Source organism: Rothia sp. HMSC072B03 (genome assembly GCF_001809565.1).
Taxonomy (GTDB): domain Bacteria; phylum Actinomycetota; class Actinomycetes; order Actinomycetales; family Micrococcaceae; genus Rothia; species Rothia mucilaginosa_A.
Genome location: NZ_KV797963.1, coordinates 34,232 through 54,429, shown reverse-complemented (window position 1 = coordinate 54,429; position 20,198 = coordinate 34,232). Strand labels below are relative to the sequence as shown.

Here is a 20,198-nt window from a genome sequence, read left to right as displayed (position 1 = left end):
CTCTCATGAGAGTGACCAACGGGCCTTTCAGCGCGTCAGAACCGCCTATGCATTGCTCCAACCAGCGTCACCGGGTTAGCGTCACCGGGCCAGCCGGTTCGGGTCGGTTCGACGCGGGTACTTGCGCTTTGTAGCTGCGACGCCGCTACTTCTTCTGTGCCTTGGCGATGGCCTGCTCCACGACCCGGGCGTAGAGCTCCTGGCCGGCCGCCTCGGGGTGCACGCCGTCGGAAGCGAGCAGGCCGCTCTGGGTCTGCAGGGCCTGGCGAATCGCCGAGTTCCAATCCGCGATAATCACGCGGTCGGAGTGCTGGGAAGCAAACTCTCGAATCTTCGTATTCGAGTACTCAATCCAGCTCAGGTTGCGCGGGCCGTAACCGGTCACGAGCACCAGCTTCGAATCGGCGGGCATGGCCGCCAGCACCTGATCGAGCTGACCGTCCAGAATGGTCGAGTTTGCGGTCACCGACAGCACCAGGGTCTTTCGAATCTGACCGTTGGCGCCCATGGTCTTAATAATGGGCAGCGCGTTAGCGATGGTGCGTCCCTCAGCCGCATCAATCTGGGCCTCGGGCATCTTGTCGTAGAGATCGGGGGAGGTCGCCACCACGATGGAGTCACCCACGACGGTCACCTGTGAGGAGTCAATGGGGCCGGTGGCCTCCTGGGAGGCCGAGGCGCTTGCTGAGGCGGTGGCCTTCGCATCCTTTCCGTCCTTGGCCGTGGGGTTGGCCGAAGCGCTCGCGGAGGCGCTGGCGCGCGCCTCCTGTCGGGCCTTCAGACGTTCGGCCGCTGCACGCTTGCCGTCCTCAACGGACTGCTGGGCGGTGGTCATGGCCGGCGCGGTGCGTACGGCCACGCCGGTCGCGCCGGCGGCCGCAATCACGAGCAGGGTCAGGGCGATGGGCAGGGCCTTAACGGTGGCGTTCTGGAAGGAGGCGATAACGCGGTTGGCGCTTCCGCGGAAGCCGTGGCGTCGAATCGGGGTCTCAACCCAGCGGTAGGACATCTCGGCGATGGCGAAAGTCGCCACCAGCACGCCGACGTTCACCAGCGGGGAGCGGTCCGCGCCGAGCACGTAGTGCATGACCACGGCCAGCGGCCAGTGCCACAGGTACAGGCCGTAGGAGCGTTCACCCACCCAGCGCAGGGGCGCAAAGTTCAGCAGGCGTCGCAGGGCCTCGGAGGCACCGGCAAGCATATCGGGCAGCATGCCCTGAATCACGCCGAGCGCCAACAGAGAGGCACCGAACAGGCCCCAGGGAATCGCACCGGGTGCCGATTCGGGCACGAGAACCGCGTAGGGAATCAGCGCGAACAGGGACAGCCAGCTAATCATGACGCGGGCGAAAGCAACCACGCCAAAGGGCTGAGCCACGCGGTACAGCACGGACTGCTGCAACGGCGGGTACAGCGACCAGGGGCGCGCAAACGCCAGCAGGGCGCCGAGCAACAGACCGTACAGGTGAGTGTCGGTGCCGTAGTAGACGCGGCTAATGGGTGCGCCGGACATCAGAAGAGCGGTAGCAACGCTCAGTGACGCAATAATGCCCAACACCATGACCACGCTAAAACGACGCCACGAACGGCGCAACAACAGGCCAAAACCAACAATGAGCAGCGGCCAGACCACGTAGAACTGCTCTTCCACCGCCAGGGACCAGAAGTTCGTGAAGAGCTCCGGGGAGGTCTGCGCGAAGTAGTCGTTTCCGGCGAAGATGGAAATCCAGTTGGAGGAGAAAGTTGCCGCGCCCAGCAGCTGGCGGCCCAGGTTGACCTGGATATCGCCGCCAACGATGAGGCTCACGGGACCCAGCACGAGAATCATGAGGGCGATGGCCGGTAGCAGACGGCGGGCACGGCGAATCCAGAAGCTACCGAGCGCGATGCGGCCGTTCAGGGCACCCTCGCGCAGCAGGAGCGAAGTGATGAGAAAACCCGAGATGACGAAGAAGATATCCACGCCAATCATGCCGCCGGGCAGGACCGTGGGCCAGAAGTGGTACACGATCACCAGGAGCACTGCGATGGCGCGCAAACCGTCCAAACCAGGCAGAATATAACGCCGGTTTGCTTCATAAGGGCGTACAGAGGAGGTAAAGAGGGACTTCATACGGTCTGTGTGCTCCGAGGGACGGATTGAAAATTAAATACCAACCTATTATAGGTTTGATTCCATTAGATGACGTAGCGGATTGGTTATATGACACCGAAAGCCAGCACGTCAGCGCCGGGATTGGGGCGCGAGCGGGCGCCCCGGGAAGGCCGGCCGAGAGACGAGAAGAGGCCCCCGGAGGGTCGCGCGGTAGCGCATCGGCGATAATGGAGGAGAAGAAACGGTGACGGGCCGCCCCACAACGGGCCTACCGCCACGGAAGAAGCCACCAGGAAGAAGCGAGGAGAGAGCATGAGCGAGAAGATTTGGAAGGTAGCGGTTCTTGGAGCCGCGGGCCGCATGGGGTCGGAGGCGGTTCGCGCCGTCAACACCGCCGAGGATATGGACCTGGTGGCGGCCCTGGGCCGCGGTGACGACCTGCAGGAGCTGGACGACTCCGGCGCCGAAATCGTGATTGACCTGACCGTTCCGGATTCGAGTGAGGCCAACGTTCGCTTCGCGGTTGAGCACGGCATGCACGCGGTGGTCGGCACGACCGGCTGGACCCCCGAACGCCTGGACTCCCTGCGCGAGCTGCTGGGCGAGCACCCGGGCGTGGGCGTGCTGATCGCTCCGAACTTCGCGATCGGTTCGATTCTGGCCACCGAGTTTGCGGCCAAGGCCGCCCGCTACTTCGATTCGGTTGAAATCATTGAGATTCACCACCCGAACAAGGTGGATGCCCCCTCCGGCACCGCGGTTCACACTGCCCGCAAGGTGGCGGCCGCCCGTGCCGAGGCCGGCGTGGGTCCGAGCCCGGACGCCACGACATCCGATCCGCTGGGCTCGCGCGGCGCGGTGGTGGACGGCGTGCACGTGCACGCGGTGCGTCTGCGCGGCATGGTGGCTCACCAGGAGATTCTGCTGGGCGACCCCGGCCAGCAGCTGGTGATTCGCCACGATTCCTTCGACCGCGCCTCCTTCATGCCCGGCGTGTTGCTGGGTGTGCGCGAGGTGGCGGCGCATCCGGGCCTGAGCGTGGGCCTGGACGCCTATATGGACCTGTCTTAGGAGGGCACGATGTCTGAACAGACTTCTTCCGAGGGTTCGCCGGCTCCCGCCGAGGCGCGAAACCGCGGCCCCTGGTGGGCTTCGCTGCGCCTGTGGACGGCGTGCGCGTGCGTTCTGCTGGTGGTGACGGTGCTCATCCTGCCGCTGCCCATCGTGGTGCGCGCCTTCATCCTGGGCGTGCTGATTTTTAGCGCGGTCTTCGTGACCGTGGATGCCGGCGGGTTCGGCAAGACCTTCGCCGCGCTGACCTGCACGCTGCTGGCGCTGTACCTGGTGTACACGGCCGATCGTGGCGTGTCCCTGCTCCTTTCGGGCTCGGTGGCCGGCATGGTGCTGGGGCTCGGCATGATTCTGCTGCCCGTGCTCGGCGCGTGGGCCCTGGTGCGTGAGATTCTCTTTGGAACACGTATTCAGATGATGGCTCAGCAGCTGTCCGATTCAGGGGACCTGGCGGAGGATAACCTGCCGCGCACCCCGAGCGGTAAGGTGGACCGCGAGGCGGCCGCGGCGGAGTTTGAGTCCTTCGCGGCGGCGGTTGAGCAGGAGCCCGAGAACTGGAAGGCCTGGTTCAACCTGGCCTGCATGTACGATGCGGTGGGTGAGCGCAAGCGCGCCCGCGCGGCGATGCGTAACGCGTGGTCGTTGCGCTCGGGTGGCGCCGCGAAGGAAATGCGTTAGAAGCATCGGGAGGAGCGGTTGCGCTCCCGAAGGTTGAGGGGCCGCGCCGGGGGAGTACCCGGGGCGGCCCTTTTGCCATATGAGTATTAGTTCGGCGAGCCGGGGCGGTCTATCGGGCTGAGGCCCGCGGGAGGCACCTCGGGGACCCGCCGCGGCGTGCGGGGGGAGTGGGGTGCCGCGCGACACTATATGAAAATTTATGCGTTATGTAGTAAAAATCTGCATTTCGGGGGTACCCTGGAAATATGTCTGAGAACCTATCTAACCCCGGTACCTTTGTTGAGCCCGTCTTCGGCCGCCTGCTGACCGCGATGGTCACCCCCTTCGCGCAGGACGGCTCCGTGGACGAGAAGCAGGTGGCAGACCTGGCGAACTACCTGGTCGATAACGGTCACGACGGCCTGGTGGTCTGCGGCACCACCGGCGAGTACTCGACCATGACCGACGACGAGAACGAGCGCGTCTTCCAAATTGTGAAGGACACCGTCGGCTCTCGCGCCAAGATCATTGCCGGCGTGGGTTCAAACGACACCGCGCACACCATTGAGCTGGCCCACCGTGCAGAGAAGGTCGGCGTGGACGGCCTGCTGGTCGTGACCCCCTACTACAACAAGCCGACCCAGCCGGGCGTGTACGCCCACTTCTCCACCGTGGCCAAGGCCACCGACACTCCCGTGATGCTTTACGACATCCCGGGCCGCGCGGGCATCCCGATTGCCCCCGAAACCTACCGCCGCCTGGCCGAGATTGACAGCATCGTCGCCGTGAAGGACGCCAAGGCTGATTTCGGCGCCGCAACCGAGGTCATGGCAACCACCGATCTGCACTACTACAGCGGCGACGACGGCCTGACCCTGCCCTGGATGGCGATGGGTGCCGTCGGCCTGGTGTCTGTGACCGCGCACGTGGCCCCGAACCTCTTCCGCGCGCTCATTGACGCGGTGGTGGCCCAGGACCTCGTGGAAGCGCAGCGCCTGCACCTGGAGCTGGCTCCGATCGTGCGCGCCACCATGGGTCGCGCCCCCGGTTGCGTGGCCGCCAAGGAGATTCTCGCCTGGCAGGGCGTGCTGGGCCAGCCGGTCGTTCGACTGCCGCACGTGCTCTCCGAACCGGAGGTGCTGGCCGCCATGCGCGAGGACCTGATGACCTCCAGCCTTGCCCACACCCTGAAAAACGCATAAACTTTTATTCAGCTTCTTTTATACGTCCGGGCTAGTGTGCCCGGGCGGCGTGAAGCAGGTTAAGAGAGACTTTTGGCCGCCCACGCGGTAATTTGGCCGCTCATAGCGAATTACCGTGACGCATGCTTTCAGCACGCGTGGAACGCGGCCCCCAACGCGGGCTCCTCGCCGTTACGACGGCGAGGGGTCCGCTCTGGTGTATTTCCCGAGGTGTCCGAAACGACCATGACCCGCCGCGGCACCGATAGGCCGCAGAAACACGTCGCGTAACCCACGGAAACCCCGGAACACTCGGAATACCCGGAATACCTGGAAACTCCACAACATTTGGAACACTCCAGACCCGTATTCGGAGCGAAACTCGCCCCGGAACGCATATCACTAGACTTCCCGTGACGAACGAGGATGCGAACGCAGGCCCGCACGCTAAGGCCCGGCGCCTGAGCCCCTCGAACGAATCACGACACAACAGATAGTAAGAAAATAGAAAGAGGAGACACACGATGAGCGTCTTTGAAGCGAATCTTCCCCTGCCTCCCCGCCTGAAGAAGGGCACCCTGCGCGTGGTGCCCCTGGGCGGCCTGGGCGAAGTCGGTCGTAACATGACCGTGTACGAAATTAACGGCAAGCTGCTGATTGTCGACTGCGGCGTGCTCTTCCCCGAAGAGTCCCAGCCCGGCGTGGACCTGATCCTGCCCGACTTCAGCTACATTGTCGACCGTCTGGACGACGTGGTCGCCATGGTGCTGACCCACGGTCACGAGGACCACATCGGCGCGGTTCCCTACCTGCTGCGCCGCCGCCCCGACATCCCCCTGGTCGGTTCCGAGCTGACCCTGGCATTGGTCGAGGCGAAGCTGGCCGAGCACCGCATCAAGCCCTACACCCTCGCGGTGAAGGAACACCAGGTGGAGCGCTTCGGCCCGTTCGAGTGCGAGTTCGTGGCAGTGAACCACTCGATTCCGGATGCGCTGGCCGTCTACATCCGCACCAAGGCAGGTAAGGTCCTGCACACCGGTGACTTCAAGATGGACCAGCTGCCTCTGGACGGTCGCCTGACCGACCTGCGCCACTTCTCCCGCCTGGGTGAGGAGGGTGTGGACCTGTTCCTGCCGGACTCCACCAACGCAGAGGTTCCCGGCTTCACCCCGACCGAGAAGAACATCGGCCCGGTGCTCTCGAACGTCTTCCGTGACGCTCGCGGCCGCATCATCGTGGCCTCCTTCTCCTCGCACGTGCACCGCGTGCAGCAGGTGCTGAACGCCGCCGCCGAACGCGGTCGCAAGGTCGTGCTCGTGGGCCGCTCCATGGTGCGCAACATGACCATCGCCGAGAAGCTGGGCTACCTGAAGGTGCCCGACAACGTGCTCGTGGACCTGAAGAAGGTCGACGACTACCGCCCCGACCAGATCGTGATGATGTGCACCGGTTCGCAGGGCGAGCCCATGGCAGCGCTCTCGCGTATGGCTAACGGCGACCACAAGATTCAGATTGAGCCGGGCGACACCGTGGTGCTGGCCTCCTCGCTGATTCCCGGTAACGAAACCAGCGTGTACCGCATCATCAACGCCCTCATGAAGCTGGGCGCCCACGTGGTGCACAAGGGCAACGCGAAGGTTCACGTGTCCGGCCACGCGGCCGCCGGCGAGCTGCTGTACTGCTACAACATCCTTAAGCCCAAGAACGTCATGCCCGTTCACGGCGAGGTGCGCCACCTGATTGCCAACGGCGACCTGGCGATTGAGACCGGCGTTCCCGCACAGAACGTGCTGCTCTGCGAGTCCGGCACCGTCGTGGATCTGCGCGACGGCGTGGCCACCGTGGTCGGCGAGATTCCCTGCGAGTACCTCTACGTTGACGGCCGTTCCGTCGGCGAGGTGACCGAGAGCGACCTGAAGGACCGCCGCATCCTGGGTGAGGAAGGCTTCGTGTCCATCGTGACCGCGATTGACCGCGCGACCAAGCGCGTGGTGACCGGCCCGGACATCCACGCCCGCGGTATCGCGGAGGACGACGCCGTCTTCGACGAGATCGTCCCGAAGATTACCGCCGCCCTGGAAGACGCACTGCACCGCGCACCCGAGAAGGTGCACACCGTGCAGCAGCTGCAGCAGATTGTGCGCCGCACCATCGGCGCGTGGATCTCTCGCCGCCTGCGCCGCAAGCCCATGATCGTGCCCGTGGTCATCGAGAGCACCTCTCCGGACGCTAAGAACTAAATATCAGCGCGGCCGCCTCCCGCAGGTGGCATCGGCTTTCGGGCCGAGGCTGAAACGGGTTACCTGAAACGCAGGGGGCGGGGTCGATACCGAGTGTCGGCCCCGCCCCCTGCGCATCCGGCCGGGCTCGGCGGGTTTCGGCGGGCCCAGCACCCGCGTGCGACGCCCCATCGCAGCCGCTGCGCTCACTGATAACGAAGAAATCGTTAGATTAACGGGAAGGTTGATACTCTAAAAGGTATGGCTCCACGGACCACAAAGGGTCGTAGTACGACCGCTAAGTCAAAGAAAACCACCCGCAAGCGCACCACCTCCTCGAGGGGCGGTGCCCGTCGCGGTGCCGAGGCGACGAATCCTGTCGCCGGCGCCATCGCCTCCGTCTGGCTGAGCATCGCTCACGCTATCGGTGGCGCGGTGCGCTCGATTGGCACGGCGCGCACCGACCTGGAACCCGAACAGCGTCGTGATGGCGGCGCGCTCGTACTGCTGCTCTTCGGCCTCATCAGCGCCGGCGTTGAGTGGTACAACTGGCGCGCCCACACCTCTCTCGGTCTGCTGCGCGCGCCCCTGGACGCCTGGCACACGATGCTCGGCGGCATCTTCGGCCAGGGTGCCCTGCTGATTCCGGTGCTCAGCTTCGTGCTGGCCTGGTGCGTCTTCCGAGGCCCCGACCTGGTCAAACGCAATAACCGGGTGACTCTGGGCTCCCTGATTCTGCTGATTGCGACCTCCCTCTTCTTCGCCCGCCACGCCGGGCACCCGACCTTTGCGGACGGTTTCGAGGCCGTATGGGCCGGAGGCGGCGTCACGGGAGTAATCCTCGGCACCCCCATCGTTCGCCTGAGCGGAGGTATCGCGGCGGTGGAGATTCTGATTCACCTGCTGCTGGCGCTCGCAGGGTTGCTGGTTATGACCAACACCCCGATTCGCCAGATTGTGCCCCGCACCCGGCACCTGGTGGGCCTGGCCCTGGGCGAGAAGCCCAACGGCACCACCCGCGAGCGCTCCTCCTCGGATGATGCAACTCAGACCGTGGACCTGAACGCCGAGGAGCACGACCGCAGCTACCTGTACGGTGACGACGAGAAGCCGGCCCGAGCCTCTTCTTCGGGCGGTGGCCTGATGGCGCGCCTGCGCGGCTGGCTGGGCTTTGGCGTTTCCAAGGGCGATGACGGCCCCCTCGACGAGTACGCCGGTGACGAGGCCTTCGTGAACGCCGTGGTGGACGATGCCCACCCCGAGACCACCCAGATGCCCGTGCAGCCCGCTAACCCCGCTCCCGGCGCGCGCACCGGCGCCAAGCCGAACCGCCTGAGTCGCCTGCCCGGTCGCCTGAACCAGGCTCCCGCCGCGGCTTCGAGCGGCCCCGACCTCTTTGACGTGGAGGCCTCTCAGGCTCCCGCCGCCCGCCTGGATCAGGTGCAGCGCGCCGCGGTGGCGCACGGCCGCATCCCGGGGGAGGAGCCCCTCTTCGACGTGGAAGCCTACGATGGTTTCGGCGGCGACTCCTCGCAGCAGGCTCCCTCCGAGCCCGCCCCGCAGACCAGGCCCCGCGATGTGGTTCCGCCCGCGGGCGCACCCGCTCAGGAGGCCGGCCGAGGTGCCGCCGCGGGTCAGGCTCCGATTCCGACCCGCATGCATTCGGCCGGCGCGCATCAGGGCGCAAACCAGAGTACGAACCAGGGCGCGTCCCAGCAGGCGGCGCGCTCCGGCGGCGGCCTGTCCCGCCCCCTGCAGAACAACACCCAGACCGCGACCACCGAGCAGGCTCGTGGCGAGCAGGTTGTGCAGTCCTCCCGCGGCGCCTACGTGCTGCCCTCGGAGGAGATGCTGGTTTCCGGCCCGCCCGCCAAGGAATCCTCCGAGGTCAACGAGCACGTGGTCGAGGCCCTCACCAGCGTGCTGGAGCAGTTCAAGGTGGACGCCCACGTGACCGGCTTCTCGCGCGGCCCGACCGTGACCCGCTACGAGATTGAGCTGGGACCGGCCACGAAGGTGGAGCGCGTGACGGCGCTGAGCAAGAACATCGCCTACGCGGTGGCCAGCCCGGACGTGCGCATCCTTTCGCCCATTCCCGGCAAGTCCGCGATCGGCATTGAGATTCCGAATACCGACCGCGAGACCGTGGCCCTGGGCGACGTGCTGCGCTCCCCGCAGGCTCACGCGAACCACCACCCGATGGTCATGGGCGTGGGCAAGGACGTTGAGGGCGGCTTCGTGTTGGCCAACCTGGCCAAGATGCCGCACATGCTGGTCGCAGGTGCGACCGGTGCCGGTAAGTCCTCGTTCGTGAACTCGATGATTACCTCGATTCTGATGCGCGCAACCCCCGACCAAGTGCGCCTGGTGATGGTCGACCCCAAGCGCGTGGAGCTGACCGCCTACGAGGGTATTCCGCACCTGATTACGCCCATCATCACGAACCCGAAGAAGGCCGCCGAGGCCCTGCAGTGGGTGGTTCGCGAGATGGACGCCCGCTACGACGACCTCGCCCACTACGGCTACAAGCACGTGGACGACTTCAACAAGGCGGTGCGCGAGGGTAAGGTCCAGCCCGAGCCCGGCAGCAAGCGCACGATTCACGAGTACCCGTACCTGCTGGTGATCGTGGACGAGCTGGCCGACCTGATGATGGTCGCCCCGCGCGACGTGGAAGAGGCCATCGTGCGTATCACGCAGCTGGCCCGCGCCGCCGGTATCCACCTGGTGCTGGCTACCCAGCGTCCTTCGGTGGACGTGGTGACCGGCCTGATTAAGGCGAACGTTCCTTCCCGCATGGCGTTTGCGACCTCCTCGGTCACTGACTCCCGCGTGGTGCTGGATCAGCCCGGCGCGGAGAAGCTGATCGGTCAGGGTGATGCGCTCTTCCTGCCGATGGGCGCCTCGAAGCCGATGCGTGTTCAGGGTGCGTGGGTTTCCGAATCCGAGATTCACGCCGTGGTTGAGCACGTGAAGAAGCAGGCCCCGACCATCTACCGCGAGGACGTGATGGTCTCTGCCGCGAAGAAGCAGATTGACGAGGAAATCGGCGACGACCTCGACGATCTGTTGCAGGCGGCCGAAATCGTGATTACCACGCAGTTCGGTTCGACCTCGATGCTGCAGCGTAAGCTGCGCATGGGCTTCGCGAAGGCCGGACGCATCATGGACCTGCTGGAGTCGCAGGGCGTGGTGGGCCCCTCGGAGGGCTCGAAGGCCCGCGAGGTGCTGGTCCGCCCCGACGACCTGCAGGCCACCCTGGCGCGTATTCGCGGCGAGGAGCCCCCGGCGGCCGACCCGTACGCGAACGCGGTGGATCCGGGGGAGCCGGTTACCGATTATTACGACGAATCCGATGACGAGGGCTCGGAGGACGCCTGGCAGCTGACGGGCCGCTAAGCTCACGCGTTATCCACAAGCGCCCCGCACGTTCGGCGGTGCCCGATGAGGCACCCGTATAATGGACGTACGGGGCGTTTGTGCGTTCCCGATACCCTTCGGTGCCAATATTTGACGGTGGCTGTGCGCGTGCCTCGCGCGGTGTACGGCCCGCATCGAAACTGCAACACCGGGCTCACCCGTCGAGCCCGCCGATTCTAAGGAGCACCCATGAGCGACGCTCACACCCCAGCCCCCACCGGTGAGGTCCGGGCGGTGCAGCCTCGCACGTCGAATTGGAACGTTCCCAACGTGCTGACGGTTCTGCGCATCATCGCGGTGCCCTTCTTCATCGTGGCGCTGGTCAGTGGCGGTACCTTTGGTGCCGACGACCCGACCCACCGCTGGCTCGCTTGGGTGATTTTCATCCTCGCGATGCTCACGGACTGGGCCGACGGCTACCTGGCGCGTTCCCGCAACCTCATCACGAGCTTCGGCAAGATCGCCGACCCGATTGCCGATAAGTTCCTGACCGGTGCCGCGTTCATTGTGCTCTCGGCCCTGGGCGAGCTGTGGTGGTGGGTGACCATCGTGATTCTGCTGCGCGAGTGGGGCATCACGGTGATGCGCCTGTTCGTCATCAAGTACGGCGTGATGGCGGCCAGCAAGGGCGGCAAAATCAAGACGGTACTGCAGACCGTGGCGCTGGTGCTGATGCTCCTGCCGCTGGGTCAGCTGGGCCTGGGCTGGCTGGTGCCGGGCTGGGTGCTGATGGGCGCGGTCACGGCGATTACCGTGTGGACCGGCCTGGTGTACGTGCGCGATGCCTACAACCTGCGTCGCACCTGGTTGCAGAACCAGGCCGCGCAGAAGCAGCGCGCTCAATAGACGTTGATGGGGGAGTGGCTCATGCCGCTCCCCCGAACTGTACCCGGGGTGAGCGTTAGTGGCGCTCGAGCACCGGGGCGCTCGCGGAAGGAGCGGGCGCGTGAACGGGCGGTCGGGTCGGCCCGGCCGCCGGGAAAGGATGAATCATGGTTCCTCTTCTGAACGAAGGCACCCAGTCGGCTTCGCCCGAGCTGGCGCGCGCTGAGGTTTTTTCGGGTACCCCGCAGGCGGCGGCCCTGCTGCTGCGCGATGCGGTGCGCTCGTGCGCATCCCAGGAACGTCCGGTGCAGGTGGCCACTGCTGAGTCCTTGACCGGCGGGGACGTAGGCGGCGCGATCTGCACGGTGCCGGGCGCATCGGCCTACTATCGCGGCGGCGTGATTTCTTACGCCTACGAGGTGAAGGCGCGGGTGCTGGGCGTGGACGCTCAGCTGCTTGCGACCGAGGGCGCGGTGAATCCGGAGGTGGCGGCTCAGATGGCGGCCGGCGCGGCGCGGGTGTGCGGTGCCGATTACACGGTGTCGACCACGGGTGTGGCGGGGCCCGACCCCGCGGATGGCCAGCCGGTGGGCACCGTGTTTATCGGGGTGCACGCCCCGGGTGGGTGTGAGGTGTTCGAGCGCCACTACGACGGGGATCGCGCCCGGGTTCGCGCGGCGGCGAGTGCGGATGCGATTGCGCTGCTGGCCCGCGCGGTGCGGGGGAGCGCCTCCGGCTCCTTGAGGGAGATCCTCTAGGGCCCAGCCCCGCGGCGCGTCCCGGTGGCACTGAGGCACGTGAGGCGGTGCTCGTGAAGCTTTGGGGAAGGCACAGGGGAAAGACTCGGGGAGGATATTTTACGATTCAAAGAATTTCCCAGTCTTCTCCCAGCTTCAAGGGAATAAACACATAGCTTGGTCTGTTTGAATGGATACAAGTCTGAAGAAGATGACGAAAACAGCGAGTTTTGTAGCTCGCATCCCAAAAATCAGTTAGGCTTAACTCTGTACAGTCCCGCGCGTCGGGAGGAACTACTCAGGAAAGTGATAAAGAAGCTCATGGCTAAGCAGCGCGTATCGATCAACGGTATTACGAAGTGGAAGGAAATCGACGAGACCCCCAAGCAGGTGGCTCCGGTCGTTGAGGAAGCACGAGTTGTTCCCCTCCGCCAGGCCATCGGTGAGGTTCTTCGCGATGTCCGCCAGCGTCAGGGCCGCACCCTGCGAGAGGTTTCGCAGCGTGCCCGCGTTTCCCTCGGTTACCTGAGTGAAGTTGAGCGCGGTCAGAAGGAAGCTTCCTCCGAGCTGCTGGCCTGGATTTGCCAGGCCCTGGACATCCCGATGTCCCAGATGCTGCGCGAGGTTGCCGATCGTATGGCCGTCGCCGAGGGCGTTCAGATTCCGGATACCGTTCCGGCTGAGCTGTCCGAGCGCTACAAGAACGACTACTACGTCTCTCTCTAAGACGTGAGGGTGCGGAAGCTCCGCACCGCTATTGGGCCGATGCCGTACACCCCGAACGGGTGTGCGGCATCGGTTCTTTGTCGAGCAATGGCGAGACGGAATTGTGAGAATGAAGAACTCGGGTGGGTGCTCCGCCAATGGGCACGCTGCCGTTGGGTACGATGAAGGAGGTCGCGATGAAGCTGAGTGAGTTTTGGGCGCTCATGGAGCACGAATTTGGCGCAGGATACGCCCCGGTGCTGGCTCGGGATCTGGTGTTGGGTTCCCTGGGCCACCGGACGGCGGCGGAGGCGCTGGATGCCGGTGTCAATCCGAAGACGGTCTGGTTTGCCATCTGCGAGGAACAGGAGATCCCGCAGGAGCGCCGCTGGGGCCCGGATAAGGAACCGTTGCGTTAGCTCGGTGTATGGCGGTGCGTCTAAGTGCCGCGGGGATGCGCTACGGGGGAGCGTGGCGGCCGGGTTACGGTGCGCCCCAGGCCCCGAAAGGTGTGCGCGAACCGATTGAGGTATCCTTGGGCGGGTTTCGAATATTCGAAAATATTTGCCGAAATCTTATGCGAGGTATTCGAAAATGCCTCGTAATTTTGTTCGATTCGTGCTAGACTTTTCCACATCGAGAATTTTTCGAAAAATCCGCGGGATTTTTCCACAAATCGTGAAAATGGCCTTATCCTGTCAGGCCGTGACCCTAGAGTAGTCTCAGAAGGAACCGGCAGGCGAAAAGCTGGGGCGACGAGCCCCGCCGATTCCTAGAAACATTATTGACGTCATCACTGACACCACAAAGAACGAGGTACTAACGTGGCTAAGAGCACCAAGTCTCAGAGCGTAGCTCGCGTTCCCGAAGAGGGTCGCGCCAAGGCACTTGAAGCCGTCATGGCACAGATTGATAAGAACTACGGTAAGGGCGCCGTGATGCGCCTGGGTGATAAGGAAACCACCACCACCGAGGTTATCTCTACCGGTGCCATTGCCCTGGATGCCGCTCTCGGCATCGGCGGTCTGCCCCGCGGTCGCGTGATTGAGATTTACGGTCCCGAGTCTTCGGGTAAGACCACCGTGGCCCTGCACGCCGTCGCTAATGTGCAGAAGGCCGGCGGCGTGGCCGCGTTCATCGACGCCGAGCACGCCCTCGACCCGATTTACGCCGCTAAGCTGGGCGTGGATATCGACCAGCTGCTGGTCTCTCAGCCCGACACCGGCGAGCAGGCCCTGGAAATCATGGATATGCTGGTCGGCTCCGGCGCCGTGGATATCGTGGTGGTCGACTCCGTGGCCGCGCTGGTGCCCCGCGCCGAAATCGAGGGCGACATGGGCGACTCCCACGTTGGTCTGCAGGCCCGCCTGATGAGCCAGGCTCTGCGTAAGATTACCGGTCGCCTCTCCGCAACCGGCACCACCGCGATCTTCATCAACCAGCTGCGCGAGAAGATTGGCGTGTTCTTCGGCTCGCCCGAGACCACCACCGGTGGTAAGGCCCTGAAGTTCTACGCTTCGGTGCGCATCGACATTCGCCGTATTGAGACTCTGAAGGACGGCGCGAACCCGATTGGTAACCGCACCCGCGCCAAGGTCGTGAAGAATAAGATGGCTCCGCCCTTCAAGCAGGCAGAGTTCGACATCCTCTACGGCGAGGGCATCTCGGTCGAAGGCGGTATTCTCGACCTGGCCGTGGAGAACGATATCGTCAAGAAGTCCGGTGCATGGTTCACCTATGACGGTGAGCAGCTGGGCCAGGGCCGCGAAAACGTTCGTAAGCTTCTCAAGGACAACCCCGAGCTGACCGAGGAACTGCAGTACAAGGTTCTGGTGAAGCTGGGCATCATCGAGGAGGAGCCCGCCGAGGAGGCCGCAGAGGCCGAGGGCACCGAGAACGATCCGCTGGACGAGCTGGCCGAGGAGTTCTAAACCCTCGCCCGTGGGCCGTCCCTGATAGGATGTGCGGCCCGCTCGACAACGCGTGGTAATCGCCGTGCGCTGTGCTTTTCGCACGGTGCGCGGCGATTGCCGTTTAAGCCGGAACCGGCGGAGGTGCGGCTCGATACAATGGGGGAGCGCCTCCAACCGGAGGCACACGGGCTCCGGCGGGTTAGAAAGAGAGGAGGGGACAGGCAGATGGAACGAAGCGTATTCGGCCAAGACGAGAACGCGCGCGGCGGCGAGCGTGACGGTATGCGCGAGGACGACACCGGTTTCGCCGCCCTGGACGCAACTGAGCCTTTCTTCGGGTCCTCTCCGGCGCAGAACCTCGGTGGCGCGGTGTCGGGCACCGACGGCTTTTCAGGTTTTGAATCGGCGGACGGCGATATCACGGCTCGCGGAGGCTTTGAACCCCTCACCTTTGAGGCACCCGCTGCCCCGGCCGAGCTGGGAGCTTTCGAGGCGCTGGCCTTTGAAGCACCCGCGCCCCTGGCCGAGCCCGTCCTCGACTGGGGGGCTCCGCGGTCCGCATCCGCGGAGCCTGGCGCGCCCGCCGTGACGAGCCAGGCATCTGAAGCGCCCGTATCGCAAAAGTTCGGGGCACAAAAATCCGGGGCACAAAAGCCGGTAGAGCAGAAGCCCGGGGCGAACATGCCCGCGAAAACGCCGCCGGAAGCATCTCCGAAGACCTCCGCGCCCCAAGCATCGCGGGCGGTAGGATTCGAGCCCAAAAAACTGGCGCAGGCAAAACCTGCGCAGGAAAACGTAACCCGGAAAAACACAGCCCCGCGCAAGGTTTCCGGGGAAAAGACCTCCTGGAAGATGCCGGTCCCAGAGGCAACCGAAGAGTTCCCCGATTGGCATCCGGCGGCCCACGGCTTCCGCGAGGAGCCCATCGCCCGCGATCTCGGGGACGACTACCCAGGCTACTTTCCGGTGCCCGCGGCACCTCTTGAACCCGCACCGGGCGGGGGAGCAGGGCAAGGCTCCGAGGAATCTTCGGAGGGCTCGCCGCGCCGTAGCCTGCGGGTGGATCCGAACCTGCCGGCCGTCTCCATCGACGAGGCCCCCGTGCGGGCCTTCACGCCTGGAGGCGCGGAGCCCCGCCCCATGGCGGCCGGCCGCATGAGCCGGGCCGGGGCCGCATCCATCGGGTCGGGGCTCACCGCAGAAGAAAAAGAAGAGATTGAGCGCCAGGCGCAGCAGCGGGAGAAACAGCAGAAGAAGCGCTCGAACCGGCAGAAGCCGAGCGAGTACAAGCGCGGATTCCGTCGCATGAGCCCGGCGCAGCGGGAAAAGATGCAGAAGCGCTCGCCCTACGCGCCCGCATTCGGGGCCCGGAGCGAGGAAGAGGAAACCCGTAAGAGCCCCGCGGGTCGCGGCTCGGGGAGCAACCTATTCAGGGAGGGAAGCAGCTTGAACGAGAAGCTCACCGCGGCCGAGGAAGCCTTTATTCGGGGTATCGCCGAGGAGGAGGCTCAGGGTATCGGCAGCGGCAAGCGCCCGGCCGCGCCCCGAGCCTCTCAAGCCTCCGGGGTTCGCGCGCCGAGAAACGGCGGGAACGGCTCCGACGGGATGGGCGGGCAGGGCCCCTCCTGGAAGCAGAAGGTGCGCGCCGACCGTGCAGCCGAGGAAGCCGACCCCTACACCCGCGCCAAGACCATCGTGTACAACCAGCTGGCCTACTCGGCAAAGACCAGGGGGCAGCTGCGCAAGAAGCTCCAGTCAGAAGGCTTCGAAGCCGAGCTCATCGAGCCGCTGCTCGATAAGTTCGAGGCGGCCAAGCTCATCGACGACGCCGAATACGCCGAGACCTTCGTGCGGCAGAAGAGCCGCACCAAGAAGCTCTCCCGCGCCGCGCTACGCCGCGAGCTCGCTGAACGCGGGGTGCGCGGTGAGGAAGCGGAGAACGCCCTGGCCCAGCGTACCGACGAGCAGGAACGTGAGGACGCCGCCGAGCTGGTGCGTAAGAAGCTGCGCCCCGGCATGGATTTGAGTGACCGCGCCGAGAAGGATAGGGTCACCCGTCGCCTGCTGGGGATGCTTGCGCGCCGCGGCTACTCCTCCTCGGTATCGATGTCGGTAATCCGCGAGGAGCTTGCCGCCTACGGCGCGGAGGACGACCTCTGGTAGGGGCCTGCGGTAGGAAGCCGGCAGGAGGACTGCGCAGCTACGCTCGGCACTATGACGAGCAAAAGGGTGAGCCCGCCACCGAAATACTCTGTGGCGGGCTCACCCTTTTAAAACCCTATAAAGCCCCCTGTCGAAGGCCTATGGCCGTTCCCTACTCGGGCGCGTCCAGACGCTCGGCACATTCGGCCAGGGTTGCATCCTGCGAACCCGAAATCTGCAGGAGCAGGCGCATCAGCTGCGCGCCCTCGCGGCGAATCATCGGGAGCAGAACCGCACGCGGGGAAGCGGAGTAGAGCTCCACGAGCACGCACACCGTGACCGCGGTGCACACCGCAAGATCCTCGGCCAGGTGCGCCTCGAGCGGAGCATCATCGAAGAGCGCGGAGTACAGCGCCGGCAGGGCCCGCTGACGGTCCACCCGGTAGCGCGGGTATTCCGGCGACGAGGGGAAGCCCAGCATGGCCTCGACGAAGGGGAAGCCGCGGTGATGCAGGCAGGTGCCCTCAGCGTCCACGATGCGCACCGGTGCCTCCTCGGCCGGGCCGATGAGCACGTTCTGCGGCGAAAAATCGCCCGAAGAGAGCATATACACCCTGCCGCGGTTGAGCTTGAACTGCTCGGGAACGGGCGGACGCTTGGTGAAGAAGGGCTGCACCACGCGGCGGAAGCGGAAGGAGAGCTCCTCCACGGCGGGTGGCAGAGTGCTGCGCGATTCGAGGTCTTCGGGAAGCTCGAAACCCTCGTGGTTCTCGGGGTGTTCCTGCTCGTCCACGCCGTAAATTCGCTTGAGGCCACGCTCGGCCAGCGCCGGGGATGCGATGGCCCCGGGGAATTGCGCCTTGCGGTCGGCGCGGGCCAGGTTCGCGCGGTAGCTTTCCACGGCCTCGCCCATGATGCCGGCGCGCGCCAGCGAACGGTAGGCCCCCACGTAGTAGTCCAACGCGTTCAGGGCCTGCTCTTTGGTGCCCTCCGTCAGGGCGTGGGCGACCGAGTACTGCTCACCCTCGGCGGTTCCGGCGCTTACATCCTCGAGCGCGATGACCCGCAGCTCGGCATCGGCACCGTAGAACCGCGGGAAGAGCCCGGGCACCTGCTCGTTGAGGGCCGGCAGGCCGTAGCGTTCGCGCAGGTACCCGAAGCCGCCGGCGTTCTGCGTGGAATCCTTGCGGCGGTAGCGCTTAAGAATCAGGGAGGACGGCAGGGCCTCGGCGGCCTCCGCGGGGTCGGCTGCCTCAAAGTTCACACGCACCACGACCGAGCGCATGCCGGTGCCCAGAATCTGTACGCTCGCAAGGTCGCGGCCGCCGGATTGCTCCAGGCCCTTCGCCCAGGCCAACATGCGCGAGAGGTTGCGGCGCATCGCGGCGGAGTCTGCGCTCGCCTGGGGCGGCACGGGGGTGTAGAGGGCGATGGCCTCCTCGATGAGAGCCTCGATGAGAGCATCGTCGGTAGAGCCGGCCTCGGCGCTAGGGGAGCGCCCGGCCTCGGGGGCGACCTCCTCCGGGTTTAGCACCTCGGGAGCCTCCGCCTGTCGCGCGGGGGCATCGGAAGAACCAGAGGAATCGTTCGGTGAAAAACGCGAAAAGTTACTACTAAGGGAAACCTGCATAGAGCCATTATCCCCCATCGGATACCCTATAGGGCATGACTTCGACCCTCAGCGATTCCGCCCAGACCACCGAAACCAGCCCCCGCACCTACGAAGTGCGCACTTTCGGCTGCCAGATGAACGTGCACGACTCCGAACGAATGTCGGGTCTGCTCGAAGCTAACGGCTACGTTCGCGCTGAGGAGGGCGTCGAACCCGACCTGGTTGTTTTCAATACCTGCGCGGTGCGCGAAAACGCCGCCAACCGCCTCTACGGTAACCTCGGCCAGCTGGCCCCCGTCAAGCGCCGCCATGAGGGCATGCAGATTGCCGTGGGCGGCTGCCTGGCGCAGAAGGATCAGGACGCCATCATCGAGAAAGCGCCCTGGGTGGACGTCGTTTTCGGTACCCACAACATCGGCTCCCTGCCGGCCCTGCTGGAGCGTGCCCGCCACAACCACGAAGCGCAGGCCGAGCTGCTCGAATCCCTCGAGGTGTTCCCCTCGACCCTGCCGACCAAGCGCGATCACGTGTACTCGGGCTGGGTGTCTATCTCCGTGGGCTGCAACAACACCTGCACCTTCTGCATCGTGCCCTCGCTGCGCGGTAAGGAGAAGGACCGCCGCCCCGGCGACGTGCTCGCCGAGGTTCAGGCGCTGGTCGACGACGGCGCTATCGAGGTGACCCTGCTGGGCCAGAACGTGAACTCCTACGGCGTGGAGTTCGGCGACCGCCAGGCGTTCTCCAAGCTACTGCGCGCCTGCGGTGAAATTGAGGGCCTGGAGCGCGTGCGTTTCACCTCCCCGCACCCGGCCATGTTTACCGACGACGTGATCGACGCGATGGCCGAAACCCCGAACGTCATGCCCGTGCTGCACATGCCGCTGCAGTCCGGTTCCGACAAGGTGCTCAAGGACATGCGCCGTTCCTACCGCTCCAAGAAGTTCCTGAACATTCTGGAGAAGGTGCGCGAGCGCATCCCGAACGCCGTGATTACCACCGACATCATTGTGGGCTTCCCCGGCGAGACCGAGGAGGACTTCCAGGAGACCCTGAAGGTTGTGGAGCAGGCTCGTTTCTCCTCCGCGTTCACCTTCCAGTACTCGATTCGCCCCGGCACCCCGGCGGCGACCATGGAGAACCAGATCCCGAAGGAGGTCGTGCAGGAACGCTACGAGCGCCTGATTGCCCTGCAGGACCGCATCGCCGGCGAGGAAAACCGCAAGCAGCTCGGCAAGACCGTTGAGCTGATGGTCGTGGCGGAGGCCGGTCGTAAGGCCGAGCAGACCCACCGCCTCTCGGGTCGCGGCCCGGACCAGCGCCTCGTGCACTTCTCGGTGCCCGAGGGATGCGAGACTCCCCGCCCCGGCGACATGGTGACCGTGCCGATTACCGAGGCCGGCTCCTTCCACCTGATTTCCGATCCGACCGCCGAGCAGTACAGCCTGCGCCGCACCCGCGCCGGCGACGCGTGGGACCGCTCCCAGGCGGATTCCTGCGGTACCGGCACCACCCAGGTTCCCGGTGCGCCGGTGGGTCTGGGCATGCCTACCATCGGCCTGCGCCCCTAATCTTTCATAGCGAGTCGTGCGCCCCGTTCTTCGGGTCCTCATCCTCACCGCGA

14 protein-coding genes are annotated in these 20,198 nt (G+C 65.2%); 12 read left to right on the top strand and 2 right to left on the bottom strand.

Annotated features, from left to right (window positions below; all coding sequences use genetic code 11):
• Positions 1 to 145 precede the first annotated feature (145 nt).
• The gene (locus HMPREF2630_RS00410) at positions 146 to 2,113 is read right to left on the bottom strand and encodes an acyltransferase family protein (protein ID WP_070482804.1); all 1,968 of its coding nucleotides are present in this window, start codon (positions 2,111 to 2,113) and stop codon (positions 146 to 148) included.
• 294 nt (positions 2,114 to 2,407) lie between these two features.
• Here HMPREF2630_RS00410 and dapB point away from each other — a divergent pair, with 294 nt between their 5' ends.
• The 11 genes from dapB (at position 2,408) to HMPREF2630_RS00355 (ending at position 16,986) form a co-directional block, all read left to right on the top strand.
• Positions 2,408 to 3,166: a 4-hydroxy-tetrahydrodipicolinate reductase gene (dapB, locus tag HMPREF2630_RS00405; RefSeq protein WP_070482801.1), complete on the top strand. Its 759-nt coding sequence runs from the start codon at positions 2,408 to 2,410 to the stop codon at positions 3,164 to 3,166.
• A gap of 9 nt (positions 3,167 to 3,175) precedes the next feature.
• Entirely contained in the window at positions 3,176 to 3,844 is a 669-nt protein-coding gene (locus HMPREF2630_RS00400; protein WP_070482798.1) for a tetratricopeptide repeat protein, read from the top strand.
• 245 nt (positions 3,845 to 4,089) lie between these two features.
• Positions 4,090 to 5,025, top strand: a complete 936-nt coding sequence (gene dapA / locus HMPREF2630_RS00395; RefSeq protein ID WP_049344398.1) for a 4-hydroxy-tetrahydrodipicolinate synthase — start codon at positions 4,090 to 4,092, stop codon at positions 5,023 to 5,025.
• Between the two features lie 503 nt (positions 5,026 to 5,528).
• A complete protein-coding gene (locus HMPREF2630_RS00390) occupies positions 5,529 to 7,244 on the top strand; it encodes a ribonuclease J (protein ID WP_049344400.1) in 1,716 nt (571 codons plus the stop codon).
• Positions 7,245 to 7,484: 240 nt separating this feature from the next.
• Positions 7,485 to 10,622 carry a DNA translocase FtsK gene (locus tag HMPREF2630_RS00385; protein WP_049344402.1) on the top strand — a complete coding sequence of 1,046 codons (3,138 nt, stop codon included), beginning with the start codon at positions 7,485 to 7,487 and terminating at the stop codon, positions 10,620 to 10,622.
• Between the two features lie 210 nt (positions 10,623 to 10,832).
• The gene (gene pgsA, locus HMPREF2630_RS00380) at positions 10,833 to 11,489 is read left to right on the top strand and encodes a CDP-diacylglycerol--glycerol-3-phosphate 3-phosphatidyltransferase (RefSeq protein ID WP_049332762.1); all 657 of its coding nucleotides are present in this window, start codon (positions 10,833 to 10,835) and stop codon (positions 11,487 to 11,489) included.
• A 143-nt stretch (positions 11,490 to 11,632) separates the two neighbouring features.
• Complete coding sequence (locus HMPREF2630_RS00375; protein ID WP_049344404.1) at positions 11,633 to 12,226, top strand: CinA family protein; 594 nt, start codon at positions 11,633 to 11,635, stop codon at positions 12,224 to 12,226.
• A 300-nt stretch (positions 12,227 to 12,526) separates the two neighbouring features.
• Positions 12,527 to 12,931, top strand: a complete 405-nt coding sequence (locus HMPREF2630_RS00370) for a helix-turn-helix domain-containing protein (protein ID WP_049332759.1) — start codon at positions 12,527 to 12,529, stop codon at positions 12,929 to 12,931.
• Between the two features lie 176 nt (positions 12,932 to 13,107).
• Positions 13,108 to 13,329 carry a DUF3046 domain-containing protein gene (locus tag HMPREF2630_RS00365; protein WP_049344463.1) on the top strand — a complete coding sequence of 74 codons (222 nt, stop codon included), beginning with the start codon at positions 13,108 to 13,110 and terminating at the stop codon, positions 13,327 to 13,329.
• A gap of 405 nt (positions 13,330 to 13,734) precedes the next feature.
• Positions 13,735 to 14,841 carry a recombinase RecA gene (gene recA / locus HMPREF2630_RS00360; protein WP_049332756.1) on the top strand — a complete coding sequence of 369 codons (1,107 nt, stop codon included), beginning with the start codon at positions 13,735 to 13,737 and terminating at the stop codon, positions 14,839 to 14,841.
• Positions 14,842 to 15,048: 207 nt separating this feature from the next.
• Positions 15,049 to 16,986 (top strand): regulatory protein RecX, encoded by a 1,938-nt coding sequence (locus HMPREF2630_RS00355; RefSeq protein WP_070482795.1) that lies wholly within the window; start codon positions 15,049 to 15,051, stop codon positions 16,984 to 16,986.
• A 151-nt stretch (positions 16,987 to 17,137) separates the two neighbouring features.
• On the opposite strand, the gene HMPREF2630_RS00350 is transcribed toward HMPREF2630_RS00355, so the two are convergent.
• Positions 17,138 to 18,595 carry a hemin ABC transporter substrate-binding protein gene (locus HMPREF2630_RS00350; RefSeq protein ID WP_246822717.1) on the bottom strand — a complete coding sequence of 486 codons (1,458 nt, stop codon included), beginning with the start codon at positions 18,593 to 18,595 and terminating at the stop codon, positions 17,138 to 17,140.
• 35 nt (positions 18,596 to 18,630) lie between these two features.
• Between HMPREF2630_RS00350 and miaB the strand changes: the two genes are divergently transcribed.
• A complete protein-coding gene (gene miaB, locus HMPREF2630_RS00345) occupies positions 18,631 to 20,145 on the top strand; it encodes a tRNA (N6-isopentenyl adenosine(37)-C2)-methylthiotransferase MiaB (RefSeq protein ID WP_049344409.1) in 1,515 nt (504 codons plus the stop codon).
• The last annotated feature ends 53 nt before the right edge of the window (positions 20,146 to 20,198 follow it).

Excerpts from the sequence above, each read along its gene's own strand:
- HMPREF2630_RS00410 (WP_070482804.1), bottom strand. The coding sequence starts at position 2,113 with ATGAAGTCCCTCTTTACCTCCTCTGTACGCCCTTATGAAGCAAACCGG.
- dapB (WP_070482801.1), top strand. The coding sequence starts at position 2,408 with ATGAGCGAGAAGATTTGGAAGGTAGCGGTTCTTGGAGCCGCGGGCCGC.
- HMPREF2630_RS00400 (WP_070482798.1), top strand. The coding sequence starts at position 3,176 with ATGTCTGAACAGACTTCTTCCGAGGGTTCGCCGGCTCCCGCCGAGGCG.
- dapA (WP_049344398.1), top strand. The coding sequence starts at position 4,090 with ATGTCTGAGAACCTATCTAACCCCGGTACCTTTGTTGAGCCCGTCTTC.
- HMPREF2630_RS00390 (WP_049344400.1), top strand. The coding sequence starts at position 5,529 with ATGAGCGTCTTTGAAGCGAATCTTCCCCTGCCTCCCCGCCTGAAGAAG.
- HMPREF2630_RS00385 (WP_049344402.1), top strand. The coding sequence starts at position 7,485 with ATGGCTCCACGGACCACAAAGGGTCGTAGTACGACCGCTAAGTCAAAG.
- pgsA (WP_049332762.1), top strand. The coding sequence starts at position 10,833 with ATGAGCGACGCTCACACCCCAGCCCCCACCGGTGAGGTCCGGGCGGTG.
- HMPREF2630_RS00370 (WP_049332759.1), top strand. The coding sequence starts at position 12,527 with ATGGCTAAGCAGCGCGTATCGATCAACGGTATTACGAAGTGGAAGGAA.
- HMPREF2630_RS00365 (WP_049344463.1), top strand. The coding sequence starts at position 13,108 with ATGAAGCTGAGTGAGTTTTGGGCGCTCATGGAGCACGAATTTGGCGCA.
- HMPREF2630_RS00355 (WP_070482795.1), top strand. The coding sequence starts at position 15,049 with ATGGAACGAAGCGTATTCGGCCAAGACGAGAACGCGCGCGGCGGCGAG.
- HMPREF2630_RS00350 (WP_246822717.1), bottom strand. The coding sequence starts at position 18,595 with ATGCAGGTTTCCCTTAGTAGTAACTTTTCGCGTTTTTCACCGAACGAT.
- miaB (WP_049344409.1), top strand. The coding sequence starts at position 18,631 with ATGACTTCGACCCTCAGCGATTCCGCCCAGACCACCGAAACCAGCCCC.